Annotated in this window: 13 protein-coding genes and 1 pseudogene; 6 read left to right on the plus strand and 8 right to left on the minus strand. The window is 65.3% G+C overall.

What is annotated here, in order from left to right; all coding sequences use genetic code 11:
- Positions 1-3498: vitamin B12-dependent ribonucleotide reductase (locus tag VFB18_RS01545; RefSeq protein WP_324970515.1), on the minus strand; the 3498-nt coding region annotated here is incomplete at its 3' end.
- A 321-nt stretch (positions 3499-3819) separates the two neighbouring features.
- On the opposite strand from VFB18_RS01545, the gene VFB18_RS01550 reads away from it, so the two are divergent.
- The 4 genes from VFB18_RS01550 to VFB18_RS15755 all read left to right on the plus strand — a co-directional run bounded on the left by VFB18_RS01550 (position 3820) and on the right by VFB18_RS15755 (position 6449).
- Positions 3820-4413, plus strand: coding sequence for a response regulator (locus VFB18_RS01550; protein ID WP_324970516.1), 594 nt, complete (start codon positions 3820-3822; stop codon positions 4411-4413).
- Positions 4414-4497: 84 nt separating this feature from the next.
- Complete coding sequence (locus VFB18_RS01555) at positions 4498-4875, plus strand: NADH:ubiquinone oxidoreductase subunit NDUFA12 (protein ID WP_324970517.1); 378 nt, start codon at positions 4498-4500, stop codon at positions 4873-4875.
- Complete coding sequence (locus VFB18_RS01560) at positions 4872-5660, plus strand: class I SAM-dependent methyltransferase (protein WP_324970518.1); 789 nt, start codon at positions 4872-4874, stop codon at positions 5658-5660. The genes VFB18_RS01555 and VFB18_RS01560 overlap by 4 nt, the downstream gene beginning before the upstream one ends.
- A 156-nt stretch (positions 5661-5816) precedes the next feature.
- Positions 5817-6449: a DUF2155 domain-containing protein gene (locus VFB18_RS15755; RefSeq protein WP_414675625.1), complete on the plus strand. Its 633-nt coding sequence runs from the start codon at positions 5817-5819 to the stop codon at positions 6447-6449.
- Here the strand turns inward: VFB18_RS15755 and aat are convergent.
- The 6 genes and pseudogenes from aat to VFB18_RS01595 all read right to left on the minus strand — a co-directional run.
- A pseudogene (gene aat / locus VFB18_RS01570) lies at positions 6425-7015 on the minus strand (leucyl/phenylalanyl-tRNA--protein transferase); the annotation flags it as partial. The gene VFB18_RS15755 and the pseudogene aat overlap by 25 nt on opposite strands.
- A gap of 3 nt (positions 7016-7018) precedes the next feature.
- Positions 7019-8371: an acetyl-CoA carboxylase biotin carboxylase subunit gene (gene accC, locus VFB18_RS01575; protein ID WP_324970519.1), complete on the minus strand. Its 1353-nt coding sequence runs from the start codon at positions 8369-8371 to the stop codon at positions 7019-7021.
- Positions 8372-8378: 7 nt separating this feature from the next.
- On the minus strand, positions 8379-8894 hold the full coding sequence (gene accB, locus VFB18_RS01580) for an acetyl-CoA carboxylase biotin carboxyl carrier protein (RefSeq protein WP_324970520.1): 516 nt from the start codon (positions 8892-8894) through the stop codon (positions 8379-8381).
- Positions 8894-9346 (minus strand): type II 3-dehydroquinate dehydratase, encoded by a 453-nt coding sequence (aroQ, locus tag VFB18_RS01585; RefSeq protein WP_324970521.1) that lies wholly within the window; start codon positions 9344-9346, stop codon positions 8894-8896. The genes accB and aroQ overlap by 1 nt, the downstream gene beginning before the upstream one ends.
- A gap of 137 nt (positions 9347-9483) precedes the next feature.
- Complete coding sequence (locus VFB18_RS01590) at positions 9484-10287, minus strand: DsbA family protein (protein ID WP_324970522.1); 804 nt, start codon at positions 10285-10287, stop codon at positions 9484-9486.
- A 23-nt stretch (positions 10288-10310) separates the two neighbouring features.
- The gene (locus VFB18_RS01595; RefSeq protein ID WP_324970523.1) at positions 10311-11729 is read right to left on the minus strand and encodes a M48 family metalloprotease; all 1419 of its coding nucleotides are present in this window, start codon (positions 11727-11729) and stop codon (positions 10311-10313) included.
- 191 nt (positions 11730-11920) lie between these two features.
- Here VFB18_RS01595 and VFB18_RS01600 point away from each other — a divergent pair, with 191 nt between their 5' ends.
- Complete coding sequence (locus tag VFB18_RS01600) at positions 11921-13108, plus strand: pyridoxal phosphate-dependent aminotransferase (RefSeq protein ID WP_324970524.1); 1188 nt, start codon at positions 11921-11923, stop codon at positions 13106-13108.
- A gap of 34 nt (positions 13109-13142) precedes the next feature.
- Here VFB18_RS01600 and VFB18_RS01605 read toward each other — a convergent pair whose 3' ends face one another.
- Positions 13143-15878: a ribonuclease E/G gene (locus VFB18_RS01605; RefSeq protein ID WP_324970525.1), complete on the minus strand. Its 2736-nt coding sequence runs from the start codon at positions 15876-15878 to the stop codon at positions 13143-13145.
- Between the two features lie 603 nt (positions 15879-16481).
- Between VFB18_RS01605 and VFB18_RS01610 the strand changes: the two genes are divergently transcribed.
- Positions 16482-17711, plus strand: a complete 1230-nt coding sequence (locus VFB18_RS01610) for an N-acetylmuramoyl-L-alanine amidase (RefSeq protein ID WP_324970526.1) — start codon at positions 16482-16484, stop codon at positions 17709-17711.
- Positions 17712-17865 lie beyond the last annotated feature (154 nt).

Raw genomic sequence — 17865 nt, forward strand, 5'->3', positions numbered from 1 at the left:
GGTGGCAAGGCTTGTGGTGCGAGGAAGCGCGTCGTCGTCGGCTCTCGCCTGCAACGCGCGCGCCTGAGCGCCAGTGCCCTGCGCTTTGCTCGGCACGAGAAGCTTTCGCTCGCCGAGGCGACCACGGGTGAAGCCTGGCGAAACGAGAGCTTCGGTGGAACGCTTGCCTTCGCCAGCGTCACCTGAGCCGAGAGTAGTGCTGCCGATCTCACTTGGGTCGACATGAGCAAGCTCGTAGCGCCCAAGATAAGAAACTGCAAGCTCTCTGAACAAGTAGTCAAGGATCGAGGTCGCGTTCTTGATCGCTTCGTTGCCGCGCACCGGACCCGCAGGTTCGAAGCGCGTGAAGGTGAAAGCATCGACGAACTCTTCCAACGGAACGCCATACTGCAAACCGACGGACACCGCGATCGCAAAGTTATTCATGAGCGAGCGGAAGGCTGCGCCCTCCTTGTGCATGTCGATAAAGATCTCGCCCAAGCGACCGTCTGCATACTCTCCAGTCCTTAAATAGACCTTATGTCCGCCGACCACGGCTTTCTGGGTATATCCCTTCCGCCGATCAGGCAAGCGTTCGCGTTCGGCGCGCTTGCGCTGCACCTCCCGCTCGACGATCCGCTCGACCACTCTCTCCGCCAAGACCGTCGCGCGCTGCACTTGCGGCTGATCCGAGGCGACGGCCGCGAGCACGTCTTCCTGCTCGTCCTCCTCGTCGGCGAGGAGCTGCGCGTTGAGCGGCTGCGAGAGCTTCGAGCCGTCGCGATAGAGCGCATTCGCCTTGAGTCCGAGCCGCCACGACAGGAGATAAGCCTCCTTGCAGTCCTGAACCGTGGCCTCGGTCGGCATGTTGATGGTCTTGGAGATGGCGCCCGAAATGAACGGCTGCGCCGCCGCCATCATGCGGATGTGGCTCTCGACCGACAGAAAGCGCTTGCCCTTGCGCCCGCACGGGGAGGCGCAGTCGAACACCGGCAGGTGCTTGGGATCGAGCCCCGGCGCGCCTTCGAGCGTCATCGCCCCGCAGGCATATTCGTTGGCCGCCTCGATCTCGCGCTTGCCGAAGCCGATCTCGGCCAGGAGGTCGAAGTCCGGCTGGTCGATGCGCTCGGGCTTCAAGCCGAGCGTCCCGGTGAGGAAGTCCTCGCCGAGCGACCACTTGTTGAACACGAACTTGATGTCGAAGGCCGACGCGACCGCCTTCTCGACCGCGGCGAGCTTCTCCGGCGTGAAGCCGCGCGCGGCAAGGCTCTCATGGTTGACCCCGGGGGCGCCCTGAAGCGTCCCGCGCCCGACCGCGTACTCGACGATGCGCTTGATCGCCTCCTCCGGGTAGCCGAGAACGCGCAAGCCCTCGGGCACCATGCGGTTGATGATCTTGAAATAGCCGCCGCCAGCGAGCTTCTTGAACTTCACCAGCGCGAAGTCGGGCTCGATGCCGGTCGTGTCGCAGTCCATAACGAGGCCGATCGTGCCGGTCGGAGCAATCACCGTGGCCTGCGCGTTGCGGAAGCCATGCTTGCGGCCAAGCTCGATCGCCTTCTCCCAGGCATGCACGGCATGCGCAAGCAGCCGCGGATCGGGGCAGGAAGCGTGATCGAGAGGCACCGGCGGCGTGGCAAGACCTTCATAGCCCGTCTTCTCGCCGGCGGCGGCGCGCGCGTGGTTGCGCATCACGCGCAGCATCGCTTCGCGGTTCGCCGCGTAACCGGGGAAGGCGCCGAGCTCGCGCGCCATTTCCGCGCTCGCGGCGTACGCCACGCCGGTCATGATGGCGGAGAGTGCGCCGCACAGGGAGCGCCCCTCGGGTGAGTCGTAGGGAATGCCCGAAGCCATGAGCAGGCCGCCGATATTGGCGTAGCCCAAGCCCAGCGTGCGGTACTCATAGGAGAGCTGGGCGATGCGGCGCGAGGGGAACTGGGCCATGGTCACGGCGATCTCGAGCACGATGGTCCACAGTCTGATCGCGTGCTCATAGGCCTCGATGTCGAAGCCGCCGTCCTCGTTGCGGAAGGCCATCAGGTTGAGCGAGGCGAGATTGCAGGCGGTGTCGTCCAGGAACATGTACTCCGAGCAGGGGTTCGACGCCCTGATCTCGCCGGCCGCCGGGCACGTGTGCCAGTCGTTGATCGTGGTGTGGAACTGGATCCCGGGATCGGCGCAGGCCCAGGCGGCGTAGGCGATCTCGTCCCACAGCGTGCGAGCCTTGATTGTCTTGGCGACGGCGCCGTTCTTGCGGAAGATGAGGTTCCAGTCGCCGTCTGCCTCGACGGCGCGCAGGAACTCGTCGGTGACCCGCACCGAGTTGTTCGAATTCTGGCCGGAGACAGTGCGATAGGCTTCCGAATCCCAATCGGTGTCGAAGATCGGGAAGTGCATCGAGGTATAGCCCTGGCGGGCGAACTGGATCACGCGGCGGATGGCGTTATCCGGCACGCGCGCCTTGCGCGCCGCCTTTACCTCGCGCTTGAGCGCCGGGTTGCGCTTGGGATCGAAGCAGCCGTCGTCGTCGGCCTCGCAATTGACGCAAGCCTTGAGGATGGCGTTCAGCCGCTCTGACAGGATCTTCGAGCCGGTGACGAGCGCCGCCACCTTCTGCTCCTCGGTCACCTTCCAGTTGATGTAGTCCTCGATGTCGGGGTGATCGATGTCGACCACCACCATTTTGGCGGCGCGCCGCGTGGTGCCGCCCGATTTGATCGCCCCGGCCGCCCGGTCGCCGATCTTGAGGAAGCTCATGAGGCCCGAGGACTTGCCCCCGCCTGATAGAGGCTCGTTCTCGCCTCGAAGCCGCGAGAAATTGGTGCCGGTCCCCGAGCCATACTTGAAGAGGCGCGCCTCCCGCACCCAAAGGTCCATGATTCCGCCCTCGTTGACGAGGTCGTCCTCGATGCCCTGGATGAAGCAGGCATGCGGCTGCGGATGCTCGTAGGCCGAGGTCGAGGCCATGAGCTTACCGGTCTCGAAGTCCACATAATAATGTCCCTGGCTCGGGCCATCGATGCCGTAGGCCCAATGGAGCCCGGTATTGAACCACTGCGGGCTGTTGGGCGCCCCCATCTGCATGGCGAGCATGTAGCGGAGCTCGTCGAAGAAGGCCCGGGCGTCCTCCTCGCTCGAGAAGTAGCCGCCCTTCCAGCCCCAATAGGTCCAGGTCCCCGCCAGCCGGTCGAACACTTGGCGCGCGTCGGTCTCGCTGCCGTAGCGCTCCTTCTCCGGCAGGGCGGCAAGGGCCGCCTCGTCGGGAACCGAGCGCCAAAGCCATGACGGCACCGAGTTTTCCTCGACCTTCTTGGCCTTCGCCGGCACTCCGGCCTTCCTGAAATATTTCTGGGCGAGGATATCGGCCGCGACCTGGCTCCAATGCTCGGGAACCGTAAAGCGCTCGAGCGAGAACACCACCGAGCCGTCGGGGTTGCGGATCTCGCTGCCGCTCTCCCTGAAGGGGATGGTCTCGTAGGGCGATTTTCCAGCCTCGGTGAATTTTCTTTCGATTCGCATTGTTGCTCCCACCCCCGCAAATTCGGTCTGAAGTTGGCGAGCGCCGCGATCTGGGCGCGCAACCGACGAAGCTGACCCGATTCGCCGGCGTCATCAACATATATGCACCGACCCCTTACTTTACCACTAAAGGCTGTGAGGAGGAGGGGGCATGTGGTGTGGAAAGCCTGTGGACCGAGGCTGGATGGAACAGGCCTTTGGCGCTTCGCCTCCCGGCTCGGTGACCGATTTCGACCCCTTGATTCACCCGCTATTAACGACCCTCTCAGTAACCTGTTGATGCGGGCAAAAAGCCTCCTCCTCAGCGTAGGGTCGCGTTCCATGGGTCAGCATCGCGCGTTCGGCAAAGATCTCGACATGCTCCACGTCGCGGTCGTCGACAATCGGGCGCCGATGCTCCAAGCGATGCGGGCCATGCTCGCCGCGATCGGCGCCGGCCGGATCGATACGTACGATAATCCCGTTGAGGCGCTGGCCGCGATGCGGGAGACGCCTCCCGACCTCGTCCTCGCCGCGGCCGCCATGCAGCCGCTTACCGGTCCGGCCCTGCTCAGGGCCATGCGCCACGTCGAATCGGGACCCCTCTGCTTCGTCCCTGCCATGGTGACGAGCGCGAACGCCAAGCCGGCAGTGGTCGAGAGCGCGCTTCGGGCAGGGGCCCATCAGGTGCTCGTGCTGCCGACCTCGGCAAGCACGCTCTACCGCCGTCTCGATTGGCTGCTCAACGACGACAGGCCGTTCGAGCTCGTCGGCGAGCATTATCTCGTTTCGGGCATCGAGGAACGGCTGGCGCTCAGCATGCAGCGGCCGATCTACAGGCCAGCCTCGTTTTCTTCGCTCGCTGCGTCACCTTCCCCTGATGAGCCGCGTGAAACCACGCCGCTCGTGCAAAAGGTGCGCGTTGGCAGGGCTTGAGGCCCTTGGCTTTACAGGGGCGGGCTCAAGGCCCATAGTCCCGGCGCGAATAGCGGCTTCGAAGAACACGCGCCTCGATCGTTCATGGGAATTTTCACCGAGATCTTTGCCTGGTGGACCGGCAACACCATCGGCACGCGCGTCTTTACGTGGCGTAAGGGCGTGCGCGTCGGCGAGGACGACCTCGGCAACAGCTATTACAAGGAACGCAACGGCCCGCGCCGCTGGGTGATCTACCGTACGCTCGCCGAACCGTCGCAGATTCCGCCCGCTTGGCACGCCTGGCTGCATCACACCGTCGATGTGCCGCCGACCGAGGAGGAGTACCGCCCGAGGCCGTGGGAGAAGGCCCATCGCCCGAACATGACCGGCACCTACGAGGCCTACCGGCCTCCGGGCTCGACGCTGAGGCCCGACGTGCGGAAACCGCCGCTGGATTACGAGCCGTGGCAGCCGCGATGAAACGCGGGCCCGTGCCCGATGCCACCCCGCCCAAATCTGTGCAGCGCTGGTCGGCATCCGACTATGCGCGCAACGGCCGCTTCGTGCAGGAGCTCGCCGGCGCCGTGTTCGCCATGCTCGAGCCGCGGCCCGGCGAGCGCATCCTCGACCTCGGCTGCGGCGACGGCACGCTGACGGCGGAGATCAAGGCCTCCGGTGCCGATGTGCTCGGCGTGGACCTGAGCGACGAGCTGCTCGCTGTCGCCCGCATGAAAGGCCTGCGGGTCCGCAAAGTGGACGGCCATGCGCTCGACTTTTCCTCTGAGTTCGATGCCGTGTTCTCCAACGCGGCACTGCACTGGATGCGCAAGCCCGCGCTCGTCATCGCCGGCGTGGCCCGCGCGCTCAAGCCGCATGGCCGCTTCGTCGGCGAACTCGGCGGCCACGGCAATGTCGCGGCGATCGCGACCGCCATGCGCGCCATCGGCAAGGAGCGGAACGGAGATGCCGCGCTGGTCGCGCCCTGGTTCTTTCCGACCGTCGAGGAATATCGCGAACTGCTCACCGAAGGCGGCTTCATCGTGCGCGAGATCGCGCTCGTGCCGCGCCCGACCCCGCTCAAGACCGGGATGGAAGGCTGGCTCAGGACCTTCGGCCGGTCCTTCTTCGATCAGTTTGCGGAGCCTGAGCGGAGCGATGTCTTGGGCGAGGTCATCGAGCTGCTCAGGCCCTCGCTCTGCGATGAGAAGGGGGTATGGACGGCCGACCACGTCAGGTTGCGCTTCCGCGCCGAGCGGGCGGATTGAGAACGGCTGCCGCCACACCCATGCCCTAATGATGGACGACGGCTGTCCAGCTGGGCATGATCGGGCGCGAAGGGGAATTTCGCGATCCGCGTGAGGCCTGAAGGCAGGAGCGCACCGGGCGAGGCGAAATCGTGGCCGTTACAAGGTGTGCCGATGATGCAACGAGGTGAGACAGTTTCCCGGCGGAGAGCCGCCGCCGGCGTCTTTGTTTTTTCCGTCGCGGCTCTCTGCGCGCTCGCTTCGGCGCCGGCCCGCGCCGACGCCATCAAGAACCCGATCGCCGTGTTCGCCGCCCTCGACAAGGTGACCGGGCGCATCTCGCATCTTGAAATTCCCATCAACCAGACCGTCGAGTTCGGCGCCCTGAAGGTGACGCCACGGGTCTGCGATACCTCGCCGCCGACCGAGACGCCGCATACGACCGCCTTCGTCGAGGTCGACGAGACCAAGCTGTCGGGCGAGGTCGAACGCATCTTTACCGGCTGGATGTTCGCCGAGAGCCCGGGCCTTCACGCCGTCGAGCATCCCGTCTTCGACGTTTGGCTCACGAGCTGCAAGACGCCTTCGGGGTCCACGTCCTCGGCGAGCAACCAGAACGCACCTTCGCCCGCGCCTGCCGCCGGCGGAACGCCGGCGCCTCCGCCTGAGGCAGCGCCTCCGGCGACCGGCGCTGCCGCCGCGCCCCCTCCAGCCGAAGCGCCGCCCGCCGATGCAGCGCCCGCCGAAGAGGAGGAAGTGCTGCCTTGGGCCACCAAGCCGCCCGCCAACGCCGCCTCCAAGCAACGTTGAAATTCCTGACGGCTCACCTCGATCGCGCCGAACTTCGCGAGGTGACCGGTCACGAACTGCGTGTCGAGCAGGGTGAAGCCGCCATATTTCAGCCGCGCCACGAGATAGACAAGGGCAATCTTGCTCGCATCCCGCATGCGCGAGAACATGCTCTCGCCGAAGAAGGCGCGGCCCAAATGTACGCCGTAAAGCCCTCCGGCAAGCTCGCCGTTCTTCCACACCTCGATCGTATGGCAATGGCCGAGCGCGAACAGTTCGCGATAGAGGCACCTGATCCGCCCGTTGATCCAGGTCGAGCGGCGCCCTGAGCGCGGCGCGGCGCAGCCCTCGATCACGCCCTCAAAATCGTTGTCGACCTTAACCTCGAACCCGCCCTGCCTGATGGTGCGGGCGAGCCGCCGCGGCACATGCATGCGGTCGAGGGGGAGGATGCCGCGCCGCTCCGGCTCGATCCAGTAGAGCGCGTTGTCGTCGGCGCTCTCCGCCATGGGGAAGATCCCGCACGCATAGGCCTTGAGCAGGACCTGCGGCGTGATCTCGATCATGACGTCGTCGATTGAGGTCATCCGTTACGGGCCGCGCTTCCCTTGCTTGGCGAGATGCTTCTCGAGCCAATGGATGTCGTAATTGCCGTCGACGATGTCGGCCTCGCCGATCAGCGCGTTGAACAGCGGGATCGTGGTCTCGATGCCGTCGACGACGAACTCTCCGAGCGCCCGCTTGAGCCGCATCAGACATTCGTTGCGGGTGCGGGCATGCACGATGAGCTTGCCGATCAGACTGTCATAATAAGGCGGGATGGTGTAGCCGGCATAGGCGCCCGAATCGACCCTCACGCCCAGGCCCCCGGGCGGGTGGAAATGGGTGATGGTGCCGGGCGATGGCCTGAACGTGACCGGGTTCTCGGCGTTGATGCGGCACTCGATCGCGTGCCCGTTGAAGCGCACGTCCTCCTGCCGGAGCGAGAGCGGGGCGCCGGCCGCGATTCTGATCTGCTCGATCACGAGGTCGAGTCCGGTGATCATCTCGGTAATGGTGTGCTCGACCTGGAGGCGCGTGTTCATCTCGATGAAATAGAACTGGCCGTCCTCGTAGAGAAACTCGACGGTGCCGACCCCGCGATAGCGGAGTTCGCGCATCGCCGTGGCCACCGTCTCGCCGATCCTGGCGCGCTCGCTCGCGTTGAGCGCGGGCGAGGGGGCCTCCTCCCAGAGTTTTTGGTGGCGCCGCTGGAGCGAGCAGTCGCGCTCGCCAAGATGGATGGCGTTGCCTTGTCCGTCGGCGAGTACCTGCACCTCGATGTGGCGCGGGCGGGTAAGATATTTTTCGAGATAGACCGTGTCGTCGCCGAAGGCGGCGCGGGCCTCGTTGCGGGCGGTCTGCAGCGCCGGCTCGAGCTGGCTCTCGTCGAGCGCGAGCTTCATCCCTCGGCCGCCGCCGCCGGCCGAGGCCTTGACGATGACGGGATAGCCGATATCGCGGGCGAACCCCCTGGCGTCCTCGATGCTGGCGACCGGACCGGAGCCCGGCACCACGGGAATGCCTAGACTGCGCGCCGTGTCCTTGGCCACGATCTTGTCGCCCATCAGCCTGACATGTTCGGCGGTCGGGCCGATGAAGGTGATGTCGTGCTCTTCGAGGATTTCGGCGAAGCGGGCATTCTCGGCGAGGAAGCCGTATCCCGGATGCACGGCGTCGGCGCCGGTAATCTCGCAGGCCGCCACGATCGAAGGGATGTTCAGGTAGCTTTCCTTCGAGGGTGGCCCCCCGATGCACACGCTCTCGTCGGCGAGCCGCACATGCATGGCGTCGGCGTCGGCGGTCGAATGGACCGCCACGGTCGCGACCCCAAGCTCCTTGCAGGCCCGTTCGACGCGAAGCGCGATCTCTCCCCGGTTGGCGATGAGGATCTTGTCGAACATCCGAGTGCTAGCGCGGCTCGATCACCGCCAGCGGCTCGCCATATTCGACCGGCTGGCCGTCCTCGACCAGAATGGCGATCACCGTGCCGGCGCGTGGGGCGGGTATCTGGTTCATGGTCTTCATCGCTTCGATGATGAGGATGGTCTGGCCGGCCGCCACCCGCGCGCCGACCTCGACGAAGGGAGGGGCGCCCGGTTCGGGCGAACGATAGGCGGTGCCGACCATCGGCGAGGTGACGGTCCCGGGATGGACGACCGTTTCCTCCTGGCGCGAGGTCTGGCGGCTGGTGGTCGTCGCCGCCCGAGCGGGCTGCTGTTCGCGCGTTTCGCGTGAGCCGCTGTCGGTGGTGGTGAGCGTGGTGGTGAGATTGACCCCGCGCGCCACCCTGATCCGCTTTCCCTCCTGCTCGAGCTCGATTTCGGTGAGGCCTGTCTCCTCGAGCAGGTCGGCAAGCTCGCGGATCAACTGTTTGTCGAAGGAGACCGGATTGCCACCGGGCGCTGGTGTCTTGTCATCAGCCATCAGCTCGGCCTCTTGTTCTTGATCAGCCCCGCGAGCGCTTCGATGGCGAGTTCGTAGCCTGCCGCGCCGAACCCGCAGATCACGCCCTTAACGGCCTTGGAAATGTACGAATGATGGCGGAACGGCTCGCGCGTGAAAATATTGGACAAATGCACCTCGACGGACGGGACCTGGCAGGCCAGCAAGGCATCGAGCATGGCGATCGACGTGTGGGTAAAGGCGCCGGCGTTGACGATCAGCCCCGACGCACCGGTTCTTGCCTCCTGGATCCAAGCCACTAACTCCCCCTCATGGTTACTCTGGCGAAAGTCTATCGCAAGTCCGAGCGCCTTGGCCTTCGCCTCGCATTTCGCCTTGATGTCGTCGAGCGTATCCTTCCCGTAAATCTCGGGCTCACGGGTCCCAAGCAGGTTGAGATTGGGACCGTTCAAGACAAAGATCGGTTTGGCCATGACAAGTGCGCGGCGCCTGATGGGCCGGGGCGCGCGAGCTGGGCCAACGCGCCGCGGCGGACGAGACGGGCCCCTTTATCAGCTTTTCCACCTTTCGGCCAAGCTAAAGGGGCTCGTCCTCTTACCATCCCGGCCCGTCAGCAGGTTGCCGTGCAGCCCTTCTCGCGGATTTCGCCGACGTTCTTGGTGAGCTGATCGTAAAGGTCGTCCGGAGCGCCGGGGATCGTGTGGTCCCCGATAAGAAAGAGCGGCGTGCCCTGGAGCCCGAGCTTCTGGGCAAGGTCCTTGGCCTGATCGAGCGACTTTTGGATGTCTGGATCGGTCATGTCCTTTTCGAGCTGAGCCACGTCGAGACCAAGCTCGTTAGCGACGCGCAGCGCCTTTTCCTTGTCGGCTTTGCCGGGTTCGCTGAACAACTTCTGGTGCATTTCGAAATATTTGCCCTGCTTGTGGGCGGCGAGCGCGGCCTTGGCCGCGGCCTCTGAATCCTCGCCGAAGATCGGCAGCTCCTTCAGCACGACCCTGACCTTCTTGTCGCTGTCCACGAGCTTGACCACGTCGGGCATCGCCCGGCGGCAATAGCCGCAATTGTAGTCGAAGAACTCGACCACGCTCACATCGCCGTCGGGGTTGCCGGCGACGAAGGCGAGCGGCGAACGGAAGATGGCGTCGGCATTCTCGCTGATGACTTTCTGTTGCTTAGCGGCTTGCTCGGCGGCCTGGCGCTTATCGAGCTCGGTCGTCATCTCGACCAGGACCTCGGGGTTTTTGGTGAGATAGTCGTGGACGACGTCGACGATCTGCTTCTCCTCGATCGCATTGCCGGTGGCGGCCAGCATGCCGGGCGCCGCGCGGAGTATGATGAAGAGGGTGGCAACGGTCACGACCGCCGCCACGGCGGCAGCCACAAGCGCGGTCAGGAGGCCTGATTTGGGGGTCATACTTACCATCTCCGGGATGAAAATCAGTCGGTGCGCGGCACTTCGAAAGCAAGAATATCGTCGGCCTTGATCCAGTTCGGCGTGCCGTCCACGAACCCGGCCTTGGCGCGTTTGGCCTGCTGTTTGGCAAGCTTAAGCTGACCTTCATAGAAATAGGCCTCGGCCGATGCAAGCTCGGCCTGCGCCAGAAACTCCTTCTTGGCGCCGGCCGCCTGGGCCATGTCAGCCTTGCGTGCATAGGCCGCGGCGATTTGCCGATAGCCCATGGCCGAGGAATCCTCGCGCGCAAGCGCCGTGCGCAAGTTGGTGATTGCCTCATCGACCAGCTTCGCATCGTTGGTGCCGAGCAACGCCTGGCCGAGCATCACGCGGATGAGCGGCTCATTGGGCGCGAGGCTCACCGCCTGACGCAGCGGTGCGACCGCGGCCGCCGCATTGCCGCTCTCGAACAGGAACTGACCCTTGATCTCGTAGAAGTAAGGCCAGTTCGGCTGCGCCGCGATCAGTGCATCGATCAGCGGAATGGCCGCCTTCACCCCGGACTTGCGATAGGTCGCGATGGCGCGGGCATATTGCGCGGGAAGCGACTGATCGGTCTGCGGGTAACGGTTGAACAGGACGTCGGGCGGATCGAGGAAGCCGTAGAGCTTGGCCTTGACCAAGTCGTGGCGGAACTGAAGCTCCGGCGGATCGACGGCATTGTAGTAGGGGCTCGACGTCACAAGCTCGCGCAACTGGATGAGGCGCTGCTGCGGCAGCGGGTGGCTCTGGAGATAGGGGTTGATGCCCTGCACCCCGATGAGCTTGGTCGCCATGTTCTCGAAGCTCTCGAGCATGCCGCGCCCGGATTGGTGGGTGGCATTGAGGAATTTCACGCCGGCTTGGTCGGCCGAAGACTCTTCGTCCTGCTGGTAGGCAAGGAGGCTCCGCATGGCCGCGTCCTGACCGCCGTAGGCAACGCCCATCCCCGCCTGCCCAAGACCGGGCGCGCCGCCGAAAGCGCCTGCCGCCATGGCCGCCAGCCCGAGCAGTTGCAGCATCAGCGCCGCGGATTTCGCACGCGCCAATTGGGCGCGCAGCCGCGCCAGATGGCCGCCGACAATATGGCCGCTTTCGTGCGCGATAACGCCGATCACCTGGTTCGGTGTCTTGGCCTCCATCAGCGTGCCGGCGTGAATGAACATATTGTGCCCGTCGACGACGAAGGCGTTGAAGCTGCGGTCGTTGACGATGTGGATCTGTATGGCCTGCGATCCCAAGCCCGCCGCCTCGAAGATCGGCTTGGCATAGGTGCGGATCAAAGCCTCGGTCTCGGCATCGCGGATCATCCCGGCGGCGTCGGCCGTCGTCGAGCTGAGGAGAACCGCGGCAAGTCCGCCGAGGAGGCTCGCGCGAACATGCTTGTGCGCTCGCTTGAGGGGAGATGGAGCCAGGAGAGGCATGGCCGCTTGATCGTATAGGCTTGCTAGGATCGGTTACAGATGCCGATAACCGCGCCATCTTGGCGCCCTGGCCAGGCTGGCAAGCCCCTCCAGCCATGTCCTTGCCAAACAACGATTGATTGGCGTTTGAATGCGGCGACAACGTGACGAGTGCGCTTGGCTGGACTTTAACGATCGGTCATGAGTCGGCGATGAACGAGCCGCTGCCAAGTCTGAAAGGGCTCCCCCGCGCGCTTGCCCGGCGCAGCGCCATTGATCCCTTCATCGTTATGGACGTGATGGGCGAAGCGAACGCGCGCGAACAGGCGGGGGCCGACATCATCCATATGGAAGTCGGCCAGCCGGGGACGCCGGCGCCGCGCGCCGCGCGCGAGCGGGCGGCGAAAGCCCTCGCCAACGACCGGCTCGGCTACACGGAGGCGCTCGGTCTTCCCCGCCTCAGGGAGGCGATCGCCCGCTATATGAGCGAACGCTACCGGATCGCCGTGAGCGCGGAACGCGTCGTGGTCACGTCGGGCTCATCGGCCGGCTTCGTGCTCGCCTTTCTTGCCTTGCTCGACACGGGCGAATCGCTCGGCCTGCCGTCGCCCGGTTATCCCTGCTACCGCCAGATCCTCAAAGCCGTGGGGGCGAGGCCGCGCCTGATCGAGACCAACGGGCAGGGGCGCTGGATCCCGACGATATCCGATGTCGAGGCGCTCAAGGCCGAGGGCGCCGCAGGACTCCTCCTTGCGAGCCCCAACAATCCGACCGGCACGATGGCGCTGCCCGGCCGGCTCGCGGAGCTTGCCCGCGCCTTGAAGCGCGAGCGTCTCTGGCTGATCGCCGATGAAATTTATCACGGGCTCGAATATGACGCTCCGGCCGACACCGCGCTCGCTCACTCCGACGAGGCGATCGTAGTCAACAGCTTCTCCAAATATTTCAGCATGACCGGCTGGCGGATCGGTTGGCTCGTCGTGCCCGAAGCGCTCATTCGTCCGATCGAACGGCTTGCGCAGAATCTCTACATCTCGCCCTCGGCGATCGCCCAGGAAGCGGCGATCGGCGCCTTCGACGGCATCGAGGAGCTCGAAGCGATCAAGCGGGGCTATGCGCGCAACCGCGCCATGCTGCTCGAGGAGCTGCCGCGCGCGGGGCTCACCTCGATCCTTCCCGCCGACGGCGCGTTCTATCTCTATGCCGAGGTAACGCGCTTCGGCGCCGACAGCGAAGCCTTCGCCAAGGCGATGCTGAGGGAGATCGGGGTCGCGATTACGCCCGGCATCGACTTCGATCCCGAGCATGGCCGGAGCTACGTGCGCTTCTCCTACGCCGGGCCGGAGGCCGACATGCGCGAGGCCGCGCGGCGGATCGCATCCTGGCTCAAGGGGAAATAGAAAAGCGCCGGCGAGCGGCGCTTTCCTTGAGGGCTTATCGCCGCCACCAGCCGCGGCGCGGTGGTCCGGCGGCCTGCTCGGGCTCGGCTTCCGGCGTCGGGGTCGCCATGGACTCGCGCGCAGCCTCTTCATCTGCCGTGGCTCGGCCGAACAGAGGCTTGGGCTCGCGCCGGCCCGGCGCCTCTTCCTCGCGCGGAATATGGTCTTCGATCTGAGGCTTGAACTGTGGCGCCTCCGCCTCGGAACGCTCCTCACGCGCCTCTCTTGACGTGGGCCTGCTCGGCGCCTCGGCCGGCGATGATGCACTGTGCCAATCGCCTTGGCCTTGGGCCTCGGTGCCGACGCGTTCCTGACGGCCTCTGCCACGTCGCCCCCCGCGACGGCCTCTGCGGCGCCCCTTGCGCTGTTGTCCGCCTCCCTCGCCAGGCTCGGAGGTCCGCGCCTCGGAGACCTTGGCCTCCTCGGCGGCGAGGTCAGCCTCGTCCTCCTCGGCCTCGAGCCTCTCATGCGGCTCTCTTTCCGCTTGCGGCAAGCGATGGCCCTCGGCGCCGACCTCGCCATGACGCTTGCGGCGCCTGCGCCGCCCGCGGCGGCCGCGCTGCTCGCCTTCGTTTTCGCCTGTGCTTGCCGGTTGATGAGCGTGCGGCGCGGAGGCTTGCGCCCCCTCCGCCGGGAGCTCGCGATGGTGCGCCCAGTCCATATGCACGACCGGGTTCTCGCCCTCGAGCATGGCGCCCTCGGATCCCCGCTCGATCACGAATTGCGAGACATGCATGTCCTCATCGGCGGTGACGGTGATGGGGATGCGGTAGCGCGCCTCGATGTCCTTCAGATGCGCGCGCTTCTGGTTGAGGATATAGAGCGCGACCTCGACTGCCGTGGTGGCGACGAGCGGCACCACGCCGTCGGTGATCAGCCGGTCCTCGATCGAGCGCAGGATGTCGAGCGCGACCGATTCAACGCTTCGCACGATGCCCGTGCCGGTGCACATCGGGCACGGCTTGGTCGAGCCTTCGAGCATCCCGGGGCGCAAACGCTGGCGCGACATTTCCAGCAGGCCGAAATGGCTGATGCGCCCGACCTGGATGCGCGCGCGGTCGTGGCGGAGCGCCTCCTTGAGCCGCCGCTCGACCAGCCGGTTATTGCGCCGCTCGTCCATGTCGATGAAATCGATGACGATGAGTCCGGCAAGGTCGCGCAGGCGGAGCTGACGCGCGATCTCCTCCGCCGCCTCGAGGTTGGTCTTGAGCGCGGTGTCTTCGATATTGTGCTCGCGCGTCGCCTTGCCGGAGTTCACGTCGATCGAGACGAGGGCCTCGGTCTGGTTGATGACGATATAGCCGCCCGACTTCAGCACCACTTGCGGCGAGAACATCGCCGCAAGCTGACGCTCCACCTGGTAGCGGATGAAGATCGGCTCGGGCTCCTTGTACGGCTTCACGTTCTTGGCATGGCTCGGCATGAGCATGCGCATGAAGTCCTTGGCCTCGCGATAGGCCTCGTCGCCCGCGACCAGCACCTCGTCGATGTCCTTGTTGTAGAGGTCGCGGATCGAGCGCTTGATCAGGCTGCCTTCCTCGTAGACGAGGGCTGGCGCCGTCGATTTCAGGGTGAGATCGCGCACGTTCTCCCACAGCCTGAGCAGATAGTCGTAGTCGCGCTTGATCTCGGTCTTGGTGCGCTGGGCGCCCGCCGTGCGGATGATGAGCCCCATGCCTTCCGGCACTTCGAGTTCGCCCGCGATCTCGCGCAGGCGTTTGCGGTCGGTCGGGTTCGTGATCTTGCGCGAGATGCCGCCGCCGCGGGCGGTGTTGGGCATGAGCACGGTGTAGCGGCCGGCGAGCGACAGATAGGTGGTAAGCGCGGCGCCTTTATTGCCGCGCTCTTCCTTCACCACCTGTACGAGGATGATCTGGCGGCGCCTGATCACCTCCTGGATCTTGTAGGGACGGCCCCGGCGCCGTCGCGGCCGCTCGGGCAATTCTTCGAGCGCGTCCTCCGAGCCGACCGATTCGACGGTCTCCTCGACGGCCGCCTCGCCGTTTCCTTCTTTGAGGGCGACGGGCTGCCCGACGATCTCGGCGGCCTCCACCTCATCGTCGTCCTCCTCGACCTCCTCGACCAACCCGTGAGGGGTACGCAATTCCGCGTCCTCGCCCTCGGCCTTCTCGTCCATTGGGGGCGTGCTCTCGGCATCGAGTTCGTCGGCCGGCTCTGCCGGCTCGGACACTTCGTGCACGAGTTCGCTCGCTTCCATCGCGACGGAGGGCGCTGGATCGTCCTCGCGCGGCGTCGTGTCGATCTCGTCCTCGACCTCGAACTTGGCGAGTCCGACGACCGGCTCGGCCTCCTGCGCTAAAGGCCGTTCGGCGTCTCGGCGAGCCTCGCCGCCGTGACGGCCTCTTCCTCTGCGCCCCCTGCGCCGGCGCCGCCCTGCGGCGGCCTCGTCCTCGGCGGCCTCGGCGGCCGAGGCGCGGCTTTCTTCCTCGGCCTCGGCCTCGAGCAGCGCCTGACGGTCCGCGACAGGGATCTGGTAATAGTCGGGGTGAATTTCCGAAAAGGCCAGGAAACCGTGGCGGTTTCCGCCGTAATCGACGAACGCCGCCTGTAACGACGGCTCTACGCGCGTAACTTTGGCGAGATAGATATTGCCGCGGAGCTGCTTCTTACTCGCTGATTCGTAGTCAAATTCCTCGACGCGATTGCCCTTTACTGCAACCACCCGGGTCTCCTCCGGATGCGCCGCATCGATCAGCATTTTGCTTGCCATTTTGTGCGTTCTCCGGCGCTGGGGCCGAGGAAAGCGGGGTGACCCGCCGTTCCGGGTTCGCGCCCAAGGCCCGCGCGCGCCAATGACCAATAGACCATGATTCTCTGCAACGACCCACGACAAGCCCGGTCCCGGGCCCGAAGGGTACGGCCGACGACGGCCGCCAAGGGGTCAGCACTCGATAAGAAGTCTCGGAAATTCCGAGACTTAGTCGATACTGCTGACCCTGCATCGCAATCCTCACCACCGCGCTCGTGCCGCGGCTTCGAGAGTTCCATCTGGCGGCCGCTGTCACCAGGCCGCCACTTCGTTCTGCGTCCTCGCCGATTCTTAAAGAGAGCAAGGTCGCGGGGAAACAAATCCGCCCGTCTCGCCGTTTTGGCGTCCAGGGCTCTGGCTCACGTGAGCCTGCCTCTTATTACGGGTATGGCGGGAGATTTGGCAAGCCTCGGATGTCGCTTGCCCTCAGTGGCGTCAAAACCGTCGCTTAACCTCGCGTGGTTAAGATTTGCATCGGTTCGGACCTATTTTGGCGCAAGATCGCCGGACGGACGGGGCATTGGCCGCCGCGAGCAAGATTCGAGGGTCGGGTAGAGGGGAGGGATGTCTAGTCTGCGTATCCGGGCTGCGCTCCCGCGCACGGCCGCCTGCGTCGTCCTCGCCATTCTCATGGTCATCGGCTCGGCGCATGCCGAGACGAAGCCTACCATCGCGAAGGACGCCCGCCTCGCCGGAGACCATGAGCGCACGCGCTTCATTGCCGACCTGTCGCGGAAGGTCGACGTCCACGTCTTTGCGCTGGCAAGCCCCTATCGCGTGATCGTCGATGCGCCCGACGTCAGCTTCCAGATGCCGGACGGCATCGGTAAGGAGAAGAGGGGGCTGATCACCGCCTATCGCTACGGTCTGTTCGCCCCCGGCAAGTCGCGCATCGTCATCGATGTTGCCGGCCCCTTCCTCATCGATAAGGCCTTCGTGCTCGAGCCGCGCGACGACCAGCCGGCGCGGCTCGTCGTAGACCTCGTCCCGACCGACGAGAAGACGTTCCAGGCGAAGCTGAAAGAAACCAAGCCTCCCGAAGAAGCGACCCCCGCTGCGCTGCCGATGCCGCCAGCGCCGGTCCGGGCGCCCAATGCGAAGCCGGTCATCGTACTCGATCCCGGGCACGGCGGCATCGATCCCGGCACGAGCAGCGCCGACGGCGTGACGGAAAAAACCGTCGTGCTCGCCTTCGCCAAAACGCTGAAGGCGAAGCTCGAAGCGACCGGCCGCTACGACGTTTATCTCACCCGCGAGGACGACACCTTCCTGCCGCTGCGGGAGCGCGTCGAGTTCGCGCAGAAGAGGGGCGCGAACCTCTTCCTCTCGATCCACGCCGACTATTTTCCGCAAGCGCCCGAGAAAGCCACCGGCGCGACCGTTTATACCTTGTCCGAGGAGGCTTCGGACAACGAGGCGAAGGAGCTTGCCACCAAGGAAAACTTCTCCGATGCGCTCGCCGGCGTCGCTCTGCCGAGCGACTCCGACGAGGTGGTGGCCAATATCCTGATCGATCTTGCCCAGCGCGAGACGCAGAACCGGTCGACCGTCTTCGCCCGCTCCATCGTTGGCGAGCTCGCCGGAAACCTGCACACGAAAAAAATGCGGTCTGCCGGCTTTCGGGTGCTTAAGGCGCCCGACGTGCCGTCGGTCCTGCTCGAGCTCGGCTTCCTCTCCAATCCCGACGACGAGAAGCACCTCGTGTCAGACGACTGGCGCGATCGCATGAGCAACTCTCTGGCCGAGGCCATTGACGGCTATTTCGCCAAGCGCATCGCCCGCGCTCCCTTCTGAGGCGCGGTTCACTCCTCGAAGTGCCTTGCCCTCGCGCTTATCCCCGGCCCCGAAACCTCGGTTAGACTGACATCACCTCGTCCGTTGAGGGGCGCGCTCATGAGGCGTCATGACCAGCGGGACGGGGTGCGGCGCCCCGCGGGTTCATGCACGC

Origin of the sequence: Methyloceanibacter sp. (assembly GCF_035650995.1) — a bacterium.
Taxonomy (GTDB): Bacteria; Pseudomonadota; Alphaproteobacteria; order Rhizobiales; family Methyloligellaceae; genus Methyloceanibacter.

Coding starts and splice junctions, on each gene's coding strand:
- VFB18_RS01550 (WP_324970516.1), top strand. CDS start 3,820: ATGGGTCAGCATCGCGCGTTCGGCAAAGATCTCGACATGCTCCACGTC.
- VFB18_RS01555 (WP_324970517.1), top strand. CDS start 4,498: ATGGGAATTTTCACCGAGATCTTTGCCTGGTGGACCGGCAACACCATC.
- VFB18_RS01560 (WP_324970518.1), top strand. CDS start 4,872: ATGAAACGCGGGCCCGTGCCCGATGCCACCCCGCCCAAATCTGTGCAG.
- VFB18_RS15755 (WP_414675625.1), top strand. CDS start 5,817: ATGCAACGAGGTGAGACAGTTTCCCGGCGGAGAGCCGCCGCCGGCGTC.
- accC (WP_324970519.1), bottom strand. CDS start 8,371: ATGTTCGACAAGATCCTCATCGCCAACCGGGGAGAGATCGCGCTTCGC.
- accB (WP_324970520.1), bottom strand. CDS start 8,894: ATGGCTGATGACAAGACACCAGCGCCCGGTGGCAATCCGGTCTCCTTC.
- aroQ (WP_324970521.1), bottom strand. CDS start 9,346: ATGGCCAAACCGATCTTTGTCTTGAACGGTCCCAATCTCAACCTGCTT.
- VFB18_RS01590 (WP_324970522.1), bottom strand. CDS start 10,287: ATGACCCCCAAATCAGGCCTCCTGACCGCGCTTGTGGCTGCCGCCGTG.
- VFB18_RS01595 (WP_324970523.1), bottom strand. CDS start 11,729: ATGCCTCTCCTGGCTCCATCTCCCCTCAAGCGAGCGCACAAGCATGTT.
- VFB18_RS01600 (WP_324970524.1), top strand. CDS start 11,921: ATGAACGAGCCGCTGCCAAGTCTGAAAGGGCTCCCCCGCGCGCTTGCC.
- VFB18_RS01605 (WP_324970525.1), bottom strand. CDS start 15,878: ATGGCAAGCAAAATGCTGATCGATGCGGCGCATCCGGAGGAGACCCGG.
- VFB18_RS01610 (WP_324970526.1), top strand. CDS start 16,482: ATGTCTAGTCTGCGTATCCGGGCTGCGCTCCCGCGCACGGCCGCCTGC.